General features: G+C 64.5%; 13 protein-coding genes. 12 read left to right on the top strand and 1 reads right to left on the bottom strand.

The features are described from left to right. The 9 genes from ACESL9_RS14810 to ACESL9_RS14770 all read left to right on the top strand — a co-directional run. A partial coding sequence (locus ACESL9_RS14810) for a hypothetical protein (RefSeq protein WP_372675084.1) occupies window positions 1–201 on the top strand: 201 nt, incomplete at its 5' end. 53 nt (window positions 202–254) lie between these two features. After that, the gene (locus ACESL9_RS14805) at window positions 255–1,898 is read left to right on the top strand and encodes a TadE/TadG family type IV pilus assembly protein (protein ID WP_372609646.1); all 1,644 of its coding nucleotides are present in this window, start codon (window positions 255–257) and stop codon (window positions 1,896–1,898) included. Then, window positions 1,895–2,440: a TadE/TadG family type IV pilus assembly protein gene (locus tag ACESL9_RS14800; protein ID WP_372609644.1), complete on the top strand. Its 546-nt coding sequence runs from the start codon at window positions 1,895–1,897 to the stop codon at window positions 2,438–2,440. Before ACESL9_RS14805 ends, ACESL9_RS14800 begins: the two co-directional genes overlap by 4 nt. Further along, a complete protein-coding gene (locus ACESL9_RS14795) occupies window positions 2,437–3,012 on the top strand; it encodes a TadE/TadG family type IV pilus assembly protein (RefSeq protein ID WP_372609642.1) in 576 nt (191 codons plus the stop codon). Before ACESL9_RS14800 ends, ACESL9_RS14795 begins: the two co-directional genes overlap by 4 nt. 239 nt (window positions 3,013–3,251) lie before the next feature. Next, window positions 3,252–4,874 carry a TadE/TadG family type IV pilus assembly protein gene (locus tag ACESL9_RS14790; RefSeq protein WP_372609640.1) on the top strand — a complete coding sequence of 541 codons (1,623 nt, stop codon included), beginning with the start codon at window positions 3,252–3,254 and terminating at the stop codon, window positions 4,872–4,874. Then, a complete protein-coding gene (locus ACESL9_RS14785; RefSeq protein WP_372609638.1) occupies window positions 4,871–5,413 on the top strand; it encodes a TadE/TadG family type IV pilus assembly protein in 543 nt (180 codons plus the stop codon). Before ACESL9_RS14790 ends, ACESL9_RS14785 begins: the two co-directional genes overlap by 4 nt. Window position 5,414: 1 nt before the next feature. Further along, entirely contained in the window at window positions 5,415–5,975 is a 561-nt protein-coding gene (locus ACESL9_RS14780; RefSeq protein WP_372609636.1) for a TadE/TadG family type IV pilus assembly protein, read from the top strand. A 136-nt stretch (window positions 5,976–6,111) separates the two neighbouring features. After that, on the top strand, window positions 6,112–7,023 hold the full coding sequence (locus tag ACESL9_RS14775; RefSeq protein ID WP_372609634.1) for a pirin family protein: 912 nt from the start codon (window positions 6,112–6,114) through the stop codon (window positions 7,021–7,023). A gap of 147 nt (window positions 7,024–7,170) precedes the next feature. Beyond that, on the top strand, window positions 7,171–8,433 hold the full coding sequence (locus ACESL9_RS14770; protein ID WP_372609632.1) for a SulP family inorganic anion transporter: 1,263 nt from the start codon (window positions 7,171–7,173) through the stop codon (window positions 8,431–8,433). Between the two features lie 6 nt (window positions 8,434–8,439). Here the strand turns inward: ACESL9_RS14770 and ACESL9_RS14765 are convergent, their stop codons facing one another. Beyond that, window positions 8,440–9,036: a TetR/AcrR family transcriptional regulator gene (locus ACESL9_RS14765; protein WP_372609630.1), complete on the bottom strand. Its 597-nt coding sequence runs from the start codon at window positions 9,034–9,036 to the stop codon at window positions 8,440–8,442. Window positions 9,037–9,114: 78 nt separating this feature from the next. Here ACESL9_RS14765 and ACESL9_RS14760 point away from each other — a divergent pair, with 78 nt between their 5' ends. From ACESL9_RS14760 to ACESL9_RS14750, 3 genes are all read left to right on the top strand, one after another. Beyond that, a complete protein-coding gene (locus ACESL9_RS14760) occupies window positions 9,115–9,369 on the top strand; it encodes a hypothetical protein (protein WP_372609628.1) in 255 nt (84 codons plus the stop codon). 101 nt (window positions 9,370–9,470) lie between these two features. After that, a complete protein-coding gene (locus ACESL9_RS14755) occupies window positions 9,471–10,757 on the top strand; it encodes a homoserine dehydrogenase (protein WP_372609626.1) in 1,287 nt (428 codons plus the stop codon). 96 nt (window positions 10,758–10,853) lie between these two features. Next, a partial coding sequence (locus ACESL9_RS14750) for a DHH family phosphoesterase (RefSeq protein WP_372675083.1) occupies window positions 10,854–11,513 on the top strand: 660 nt, incomplete at its 3' end.

Below are 11,513 nucleotides of genomic sequence, written 5' to 3'. Positions count from 1 at the left end.
GTCGGGAATTGCAAATTCCTCTTTCCGGCGCGTGAAGGCGATCGGGGAAAACGCGCGATTTCAACGCGAACTGTCACGAAGGTTGAAACAATGCGGCGGCATGCGCCCGGCAATGCGAAATCCGGGGACAACGCCATTGTTAAGCTCCTGTTTCAGCCAGATTTCCGCCACAATCTGATTCCAATTCCGGCTTCGGAGTAATGCCCGTCAAGAGATCTAAATGGTGGGCAGGGGCGCAGGTTTCGGGTGATGCGATGAGTATGATTTTCAAGGGTCGGGCGCGATACCCTGATCACAAGGCGCCGACGCGCCGCGGGCTGCGGCGCTGGCTGGGCGGGTTCCGGCGCGACGAAAGCGGCGTGATCATCGTCTTTTCGATCTTCTTCCTGCTGATCATCCTGATGGTGGCGGGCATCGGTGTCGACCTGATGCGGTTCGAGATGACGCGCACCCGGCTTCAGGCGACGCTGGACCGGGCGGTCCTGGCCGCCTCGGACATGCAGCAGCCACGCGACCCGGCGGAGGTGGTGGAGGATTATCTCGACACGGCCGGGCTGCGCGACGTGGCGCTCGACGCGCCCAACGTGTCGAGCGGGGTCAATTTCCGCATGGTCGATGCCAGCGCCTCGATCCCGATGCGCACCCAGTTCATGCACATGCTCGGGGTGAACGAACTGACAGCCCCGGCGTTGGCCGGTGCCGAAGAGCGGATCGACGGTATCGAGATCGCGCTGGTGCTCGACATCTCGAACTCGATGAACTGGAACGACCGCCTCGTCAATCTCAGGCCCGCGGCGCGCGATTTCATCGACACGGTGATGGCACTGACCGAGCCGGGGCATGTGGCGGTGTCGATCATACCCTACAACACGCAGGTCAACGCGGGCGCGGCGCTGTTGCAGCATTACGATGTTTCGACCGAACACGACTATTCGCATTGCGTCGATTTCGACGATGCCGATTTCAGCTCGGCCTCGCTGTCGACCACCGCGCCGTTGCAACGGACCGGGCATTTCGATTATTTCACCTATGCAAGCGGCAGCTGGCCACCCGAAGCGGACGACTTGTCTTCGCCGGTCTGTCCGACGCGCGCGGGCACCGAGATCACCGTGTTCGAGACCGATCCGGCCGCGGCGCGTGACAAGATCGACGCGCTGACCGCCTATGGCAACACCTCGATCGACCTCGGCATGAAATGGGCGATGACGCTGCTTGACCCGGGCACGCGCGGGGTCGTGAGCGACATGATCGCCGATGGCAATGTGCATCCCGACAATTCCGGTCGCCCGGTGGATTACGGCGAGCCCAACGTGCTCAAGGTGATCGTGGTGATGACCGACGGGCAGAACACGACGCAATACACGCTGCCCGCCGACCGGCGCGAGGGACCATCGGATATCTGGTACCATCCGGGCACCGACACGGTGTCGGTCCACATGCCCCGGACGGGGCCGGAGTATTTCTGGCTGAGCGACAATGCGTGGCATGACGATCCGCGCGGCAATCACACCACCGACCCGGACGAGGCGATCCGGCTGAGCTATCCCGAGCTTTGGGCGTTTCGGTCGGTGGCGCAGAACGCCCGCTATCAATATGGCCCGGCCTATTCGGCCAATGGAAGCACCCATGGCGCGGCCTGGTCGGACTGGTATTCCACCCTGCCCGACACGGTTTCGGGTCCGCAAAAGGACATCCGGCTCCAAGATACCTGCGGCACGGCCAAGTCCAACGACGTGATGATCTATGCCATCGGGTTCGAGGCGACGCCGAACGGCAACGCCCAGCTGCGCGACTGCGCCAGCTCGCCGAGCCATTTCTTCGACGCCGACGGGGTGGACATTTCGGACGCGTTCGAGGCCATCGCCGCCTCGATCGCACAGTTGAGGCTGACCCAATGAACCGGCTGTTTGCGATCCCCCGCACCCTGCGCCGGTGGCGCCGTGACGAACGAGGCACCGCGACGGTGGAATTCGCCATCATGTTCCCGCTCTTCGTGACGCTGTTCCTGTCATCGGTGGAACTGGGCATGATCATGTTCCGTCACGCGATGCTGGAACGCGGTCTGGATCTCGCGGTGCGCGACATCCGGCTGGGCACCGGGAGCGATCCCGATCATGACGACATCAAGGACGCGATCTGCAATTTCTCGGGTGTCCTGCCGCAATGCGCCGACAATTTGCGGCTCGAAATGATCCGCGTCGATCCGCGCACCTTTGCCGCCCTGCCCGCCGAGGGCGATTGCATCGACCATTCCGAAGAAGCCACCCCGGTGCGCAGTTTCCTGCATGGCGGCGCGAACGACATGATGCTGCTGCGCGCCTGCTACGTGTTTTCCCCGGTCATCCCGACATCGGGGCTTGGTTATTACCTCGAGGTCGACGGCGCGGGCAATGCCGCGATGTTCGCCACCTCGGCCTTTGTGCAGGAGCCCAGCTCATGACGATGTTCTTCATGCGACCGATCCGCCGGATCCGGCCCCGGCTGCAACGGTTCGCATCCGGGCAATCCGGCTCCGTCACCATCGAGGCGGTGATCATGCTGCCGATCCTGTTCTGGGCATTTTGCGCGCTTTACACGTTTTTCGACGCCTATCGCTATACCAGCATCGCGCACAAGACCGCCTATACGATCTCGGACGCGATCTCGCGCGAGACCAGCCCGATCGACGATGCCTATCTCGACGGCCAGCACGGTCTGATGTCCTTTCTCACGCGATCCTCGTCCACCCACAGGATGCGGGTGACGGTCGTGCGCTATGACGCGGACGACGAGGAATACCAGGTCGAGTGGTCCCAGTCCCGAGGACCGGTGACCGCCCATCCCACGGGCGACGCGGGCGCACTCGAGGAGCAGCTGCCCACGATGGCGGACGAAGAGCGGATGATCGTCGTCGAGACATGGTCGGACTATGAAGCTCCGTTCAGGATCGGCCTTGACGACACCACGATCCAGACCTTCGTCTTCACACGACCGCGCTTTGCCCCACAGGTCTTGTTCAACGCAAGCACCTGAGCGCGGCGCGAGGGCCTTCGGGCCCTCGCGACCTTCGGGTCGGCGCGATGTCGGCAATTGGGGCACGAATGCGGCAGTCAGGTCCGAACTGCCTTGAAAATACCGCGAAAAACCGCGGTTTTCTCCCAGATGCGACCGTAATCCACCCCCATTTTCGCCCTCTTCCTTGGCTATGCATTAACCAAAGGCCGGCTCCCGAAACGGGACCGGTCGTATGGTGCCAGTAGATGGGACAGATAATGAAAAGCTATTTGGGACGAGCGCGTGCCACAGCCATTTCGCACCGTTGGCACACTACCGGACTGGCGAAGCATGCCCGCCGCTTTGGTCGCGAAGAGGATGGCGTTCTGGTGGGGTTCGGCGTCTTCCTGATCCTGATGATGCTCATGGTCGGGGGGCTGGGTGTCGATATCATGCGTTTCGAGCTGACACGCTCGAACCTGCAACACACGCTCGACCGCGCGGTGCTGGCCGCGGCCGACCTCGACCAGGAACTGGACGCCGAGGACGTGGTTCACGACTATTTCTACAAATCCGACCTCAGCGGCTATCTGACATCGGTCACGGTGGACCAGGGGCTGAACTACAAGGAAGTGTCGGCCACCGCCGAAATGGAAATGCGAACCCAGCTCATCCACATGATGGGGATCGACTCGCTCCGGGCACCGGCGGCGGGTGCGGCGGCCGAAAGCGTGGACGGCGTGGAAATCTCGCTCGTGCTCGACATCTCGGGCTCGATGAGTTCGAACAACCGGATGAACAACCTGCGGCCCGCGGCCAAGGAATTCGTGAACACGATGCTCGATTCCAGCCCGGAGGGCGAGGTGTCGATCTCGATCGTGCCCTATGCCACGCAGGTCAATATCGGTCCGATACTGGCGCAGCATTTCAACCTCACGGACGAGCATGACTATTCCCATTGCGTCGATTTCAACGCGTCCGATTTCAGCACGACCAGCGTGTCGACCAGTGACAGCCTGCAACGCACCGGCCCGTTCGACCCGTGGTATACGGTGGAAGAAAACCTGCGCCTGCCGGTCTGCTCCGAAAACCTCAACGCCGAGATTCTCGCTTATTCGATGAACCACGGAACGATGGAGGATTATATCGACGACCTCGGCGTGAACGGGAACACCTCGATCGACATCGGGGTGAAATGGGGTGCGGCACTGCTCGATCCGAGCATGAACCCGGTGGTGAACGACATGATCGCCGATGGCGATGTCGACCCGACCTTCACGCATCTGCCAACGTCCTATGACGAGGACGTTCTCAAGGTGTTGGTGGTGATGTCGGACGGCGAGAACACCGCGCAGTACTACCTCAACGATGACTACGAGGACGGCCAGACCGACGTGTGGTATTACGAGGGCAATGTGGGTGGCTACTATCGCCGGATCTATTCGATCAGGATCGGCTCGACCTATTACTACAAGCAGGCCAGCGGCAACCGCGCCTACTGGTTCTCGCCCTATTACGGCGATGAGCCCATCGGCGGCAGTGATGCGCAGCGCCTGACTTTCCCGCAACTTTTCCATCAGGCCTCGAACAGGTATATCGCCTTCGAGCTTTACGACGGGATCTGGAGCAGCTCCTACGCGAACAGCTATTGGCGCAGCTATGCCTACAGCTATGTCGGCAACAACACCAAGGACAGCCGCACCGACGCAATCTGCCAGGCGGCAAAGGATGAAGGCGCGATCATCTTCACCATCGGCTTCGAGGCACCGTGGCGGGGGCGGCAGGTTCTGAAATCCTGTGCAAGCTCGGATGGCCATTATTTCGACGTCGACGGAATCGAGATCAGCGATGCCTTTGCCTCGATAGCGTCGTCGATTTCCAAGCTGAGGCTGATCCAATGAGTCATCGGTCCCGGATCAGACAGCGCGCGCGGCGCTGGTTTCGCCGCGAGGATGGCACCGCGACGGTCGAATTCGCGATCCTGTTTCCCGCCTTCATCATGATCTTTCTCAGCTCGGTCGAGCTGGGCATGATCACGCTGCGCCATGCGATGCTCGAACGCGGGATGGACATGGCGGTGCGCAGTATACGGCTGGGCACCGGCACCGCGCCACAGCATGACGAGATCAAGGCCGAAATCTGCGAATATGCCGGGGTAATCCCGGGCTGCGAAACAACGCTGAGGCTCGAGATGGTGCCGGTCAACCTGCGCGACGCGGTGACTGTGCCCACCCATGTCGATTGCATCGACACCTCCGAAGAGGTGGAGCCGGTGCGCACCTTCGTCAACGGGCAGGAAAACGAGCTGATGATCCTGCGCGCCTGCGTGAAATTCGACCCGATCTTTCCGACCACGGGTCTTGGCAAGCAACTCAAGACCGACGGGGCCGGCCAGGCTGCGCTGGTGGTTTCCTCGGCCTTCGTTCAGGAGCCGGACTGACATGCTCAAGAAGATCATCACCTGGCTCAGGGCCTTTCGCGACGAAACCCGCGGCACCGTGGCCGTCGAGGCGGCCATCATCTTTCCGATGGTGTTGTGGGGGCTGCTTGGCACCTTCGTCTATTTCGAGGGCTATCGCCAGGCCTCGATCAACACCAAGGCGGCCAACACCATCGCGGACATGCTGTCGCGCGAATCCAACGATATCACCCCGACCTATATCGACAACACCAAGGATCTTTTCGATCACCTGTCGCAGGCCCATGACGCCACGAAGATCCGCGTTTCCGTGGTGCGCTGGTCGGACTATCACGAGAGTTTCCGCGTGGATTGGTCGCAAGAGCGCGGCAGCGGACTCACCAGTCTGAGCAATGACGATATCCACAGCTGGGAGTCGAAGCTGCCCACCGTGCCCAATCAGGAACGGGTCGTCCTCGTCGAGACCTGGAGCACCTATACGCCGCTGTTCAAGATCGGCATGGACCCGGTCGAGATCAAATCCTTCATATTCACCCGTCTGCGTTTCAGTCCGCGGTTGAGTTTCTGCAGCGATTGCAGCTGATCGCGATGCAAGCCGGGGCCATGGCCGGTGGTCGCGACCCGTGCATCCGCGCACAGATCACGCGCGCCGGTGACAGTGGACGCAAGCCCCCGGCCACCCTATTTCTGGTCCACACGCGAACAGGATGGAGGGGACCATGTCCATCAGACCCACGATCGAGACCCGCAAGGCCACGCCGACGCTGGAGGGCGCAGGCGTGCATCTGCACCGCGCCTTCGGCTTCCAGGACCCGTCCGAACTGGACCCGTTCCTGCTCTTCGACGATTTCCGCAACGAACGCCCCGAGGATTTCCTGCGCGGCTTTCCGTGGCATCCGCACCGGGGGATCGAGACCATCACCTATGTGCTGGCCGGCGAGGTCGAGCATGGCGACAGCCTTGGAAATACCGGCACGCTCGGCGCCGGCTCGGTACAGTGGATGACCGCCGGGTCGGGCATCCTGCACCAGGAGATGCCGAAGGGGAATGCGCAAGGCCAGATGCACGGGTTCCAGCTGTGGGGGAACCTGCCTTCCAGCCTTAAGATGACCGCGCCGCGCTATCAGGATGTCGAGGCCAAGGACATTCCCGAAGTGATCGACGACGACGGCACCAGGGTGCGCGTCGTGGTGGGCGAGTTCTGGGGCAAGCGCGGACCGGTCGACGGGATCGCCGCCGATCCGCAATACCTTGACATCTCGGTGCCGCCGGGGGTGAAGAAGACCTTCAAGGTCGATACCTATCGCCGCGCATTCGCCTATGTCTTTGCCGGGTCGGGTGCCTTTGCCGATGCCAGCGCACCCTCGGGCGTGCTGCTCGAAAAGGAAGTGATGGGCGAGGAGGTGAACATTCGCGACATGTCGGGTGACCGCACGCTGATCCGCTTTGGCACCGGCGACGAGGTGACGGTGCAGGCGGGCGAGGAAGGTGTGCGCTTCCTGCTGATCTCGGGCGCGCCGATCCAGGAGCCGGTGGCCTGGCACGGGCCGATCGTGATGAACACGCGCGACGAGCTGCAACAGGCATTCCGCGAGTTGCAGAACGGCACCTTCATCCGCCCCGCACATTGACGGGCCATGATGCGCCTGCCCGCCAATCGAAAAGCGGGCAGGCGTAACCGTTCCAACCGTCTTGGCGCGGATGTGCACCCTGCCGGGCAAGATGTTCCGGGATGTTCACGGTTGCACAGCGACCGAAGCCGGCGCTAAACCGCGCCCATGAAACCCAAGATCCTGAGCACCCTGCCCGGCTATACAAGGGCGGCGTTCGCCGCCGACCTGATCGCCGGGATGACGGTGGCGCTGGTCGCGCTGCCGCTCAGCCTGGCCATCGCCATCGCCTCGGGGGCGGGGCCGGAAACCGGGTTCGTCACCGCGATTGTCGCGGGGTTCCTGATCTCGGCACTGGGCGGCAGCCGGGTGCAGATCGGCGGGCCGACCGGCGCCTTCATCGTCGTGGTCTACGGCGTCATTGCCGAGCACGGGATGGACGGGCTGATCCTCGCCACCTTCATGGCCGGGATCATCCTCGTTATCGGTGGGCAGATGCGGGCCGGGCGGCTCATCGCTCTGGTGCCGGAACCGGTGATCAACGGCTTTACCATCGGCATCGGCATCATCATCGCGGCGGCGCAACTCAAGGATCTGATGGGTTTGCCCCTCGACCAGGTGCCGGCCGAATTCATCGAGAAGCTGGCCGCGCTCTGGGCCGCGCGCGACAGCCTGAGCGTTGCGAGCCTTGGTATCGGGCTTTTGACCATGGCGCTGATCGTGGTGCTGCGCCGGGCCTTTCCACGCTTTCCGGGGCTGATCGTGGCGGTAGCGGCGACCTCGGCGCTGGTGGCGTTGCTGAACCTGCCGGTGGACACGATCGAAACACGGTTCGGTGCGCTGCCGCGGAACCTGCCGCTGCCTGCCCTGCCCGACATCAGCTATGAGCGCATCATCGCGCTCTTGCCCGCAGCACTGGTCATTGCCTTCCTTGCGGGGGTGGAATCCCTTCTCTCGGCGATCGTCGCCGACCGGATGATCGGCGGCGCGCACCGGCCCAACGCGGAACTCAGGGCGCAAGGCGTGGCCAACCTTGCCTCGGCCTGTTTCGGCGGGCTGCCCGCAACCGGCGCCATCGCGCGCACCGCGACCAATGTGCGCGCCGGTGGCAGGACGCCGGTGGCGGGGATCGTGCATGCGCTGACACTCCTGCTCATCATGTGGATCGCGGCCCCGCTGGCGGGCCGGATCGCCATGCCCGCGCTGGCCGGTCTGCTGATCCTGACCGCCTGGAACATGAGCGAGCCGGAACGCTGGGGCAGCTATGTGCGCGGGCGGGCGTCGGACGTGGTGCTGCTTGTCTTGACGCTGGTGCTGACGGTGCTGGTTGATCTGACCGTGGCGGTGGGCACCGGCGTCGCGCTGGGCCTTGCGCTGCGCCTGCGCCGGCGCGAGGCGAAGGGCGGCGACTGGACCCCGCGCGACCATTGAGCCGCCTCAGGCCGAAACCGCCTTGCGCACCATGTCCCAGTAGAGCGTTTCGACCTCTTCGAGCGACAGCCGCCCCGCCGACCGATACCAGGTATTGACCCCGTTCAGCATCGCGATGACCGCATAGCTCGCCACGCGCGGGTCGGGCACGGCAAAAACCCCATGCCCCACGCCATCGCGCAGGATCGTCTCGAGCTCGTCCTCGTAGGCGCGGCGCAAATGCTCGATCTCGGCGAAATTCGCAGGGTCGAGATTGCGCAGTTCCATGTAGGCGATGAACACCTCGTCGGGCCGCTCGATATGAAAGCGGATATGGAAACGGGTGAAATTCTCCAACCGCGCCATCGGGTCGGCACCGGGATTCTCGGTGGCCTCGGCGGCGCGGGCAGCCAGGAGATCCTCCATGTGGCCGCGCATCAGCTCGAAAAGCAGGGTCTGCTTGTCGGGCGTGTAATTGTAGAGCGCGCCGGCCTGAACCCCCACTTCGCCCGCGATCTGGCGCATCGAGACGGCGGCATAGCCGTGCCGGGCAAAAAGCCCAAGTGCCGCCGCGCGGATGCGCGGACCGGTGATGTCGGAATGGGAACCCTGGGTGCGTGCCATGGGGCGAGATTAACTGAACACATGTTCAAATCAAACCCCGCGCTTGCGCCGCGCCCCGGCCTGCGGCAGGAAGGATGCATGGTACACTGCGCGCGCCTCATCGTTCTCGGCGTCCTGGCCCTGCTGCCGGGTTGTGCCGATTTTCCGGCGCTCGACGACAACGTGCCCGCAACACTGGAGCGGGCGGACTATCCGCGGCTGGTGCCGGTCGAGCCGCTGATCGAAGCGGCGCGCGAGGTCCGGATCGACGACGACAGCGAGGCGCAGATCGCGGCACGCGTGGCCGCGCTCAGGGCGCGGGCGGCACGGCTGCGGGCGCGAGAGGTGGATTGAGCTCGCGCACGCAGGTGGCCGGCCGCTCGCATGTTGCGCATGGCCGCGCCCCGGGCTACACGGCGCATGACCCTTTTCCTGTTGTTGTCCCGGAGGCCCCGATGAGTGAACCCCTGCGCCTTGGTATTGCCGGACTGGGCACCGTCGGCACCGGTGTCGTCAAGATCGTCCGCCAGAAGGCCAACCTGCTGGCCGCCCGCGCGGGCCGTCCGGTTGTGATCACCGCGGTTTCGGCCCGCACCCGCGACAAGGATCGCGGCGTGCGCATCGGCGATTACGCGTGGGAGGACGATCCCGTCAAGCTGGCCACCCGTGACGACGTGGACGTCTTCATCGAGCTCATGGGCGGCAGCGACGGCCCCGCCAAGGCCGCGACCGAGGCCGCCATCGACGCCGGCAAGGATGTCGTGACCGCCAACAAGGCGATGCTCGCCCATCACGGCCAGGCGCTGGCCGAAGCCGCCGAAGCGGCGGGCCGGGTGATCCGTTTCGAGGCCGCCGTCGCGGGCGGCATTCCGGTCATCAAGGCCTTGACCGAGGGGCTGGCCGGCAACGAGGTCGTCCGCGTGATGGGCGTGATGAACGGCACCTGCAATTATATCCTGACCCGGATGCAAGGCGCGGGCCTGTCATACGAGACCGTGTTCGAAGAGGCGGGCGCGCTGGGCTATCTCGAAGCCGACCCCGAGCTGGACGTGGGCGGGATCGATGCGGGGCACAAGCTTGCGCTGCTATCGGCCATCGCCTTTGGCACGCAGGTCAATTTCGAAGGTGTCGAGATGGAGGGCATCGGCCGGATCACCATCGAGGACATCCGCGCCGCCGCCGACATGGGCTTTCGGATCAAGCTCCTCGGCGTGGCGCAAATGGGCGCGCGCGGGCTCGAACAGCGGATGAGCCCCTGCCTTGTCCCCGCAAACAGCCCGCTGGGCCAGCTTGAGGGCGGCACCAACATGGTGGTGATCGAGGGCGACCAGGTGGGCCAGATCGTGCTGCGCGGCGCGGGTGCGGGCGAAGGCCCCACCGCCAGCGCGGTGCTGAGCGACGTGATGGACATCGCCCGCGGCATCCGCCCGGCGACGTTCGGCCGCCCGGCGATGGGGCTCGATCCCACGAAAGCTGCCAAGAGTGCCACACCCGCACCCTATTACCTGCGCATGACGCTTCAGGACAAGCCCGGCGCGCTGGCCAAGATCGCCACCGTCCTGGGCGAAGCAGGCATTTCGATCGACCGGATGCGGCAATACGGGCACGAGGACGCCTCGGCCCCGGTGCTGATCGTGACCCACAAGACCCAGCGCCGCGCGCTCGATGAGGCGCTGGCCGCGATGGGACAACTCGAGGTGATGGTCGGGGCACCGGTGGCTCTGCGGATCGAGACGGTCTGAGGCGGGGCCGGCGGGCTTGGACGCAAGGGCGGATGTGAGGGGCCCTGCCCCTCACACTCCCCGGAGTATTGGGGGCAAGATGAAGGGGCAGACTCCGTGAGCTTTCTGGGTGTCGAGACATCGTTGACGGGGCGGGAGTGGCTTGGCCCCGGCGTCGAGATCGACCGCGCCGCAGAGATGCTCGTCCAGGCGACGGGGCTGCCCCGCGCAGTGGCGCAGGTTCTGGCGCGGCGCGGGGTGGATGCCGACGGGGCCGAGGGGTTTCTGGCGCCGCAATTGCGTGACCTGCTGCCCGACCCGCGCGGCTTGCGCGACATGGAAAAGGCTGCCGCGCGGTTCCTCGCCGCGGTCGAGGCGCGCGAGCGGATCGCGATCTTTGCCGATTACGACGTGGATGGCGGTGCATCGGCGGCGCTCCTGATCGACTGGCTGGGCCAGGCGGGGATCACTGCAACGCTTTACGTGCCTGACCGGATCGACGAGGGCTATGGCCCCAACGCGCCGGCCATGGCCGCGCTGGCCGAGGCGCATGACCTGATCATCTGCGTCGATTGCGGCACCCTGAGCCATGATGCGATCGCAGCGGCGGCAGGAACGGACGTGATGGTTCTCGATCATCACCTTGGAGGCGAGACGCTGCCGCCTGCGATGGCGGTGGTCAATCCCAACCGGCAGGACGAGAGCGGCGATCTCGCGCATCTTTGCGCGGCGGCGGTGGTGTTCCTGATGCTGGTCGAGGCGGGGCGCCAGTGGCGC

The organism is Aquicoccus sp. (assembly GCF_041686535.1).
Taxonomy (GTDB): Bacteria; Pseudomonadota; Alphaproteobacteria; order Rhodobacterales; family Rhodobacteraceae; genus Aquicoccus.
Note: the sequence above shows the minus strand (reverse complement) of the source record. Positions and strands in the feature narration are given on the sequence as shown.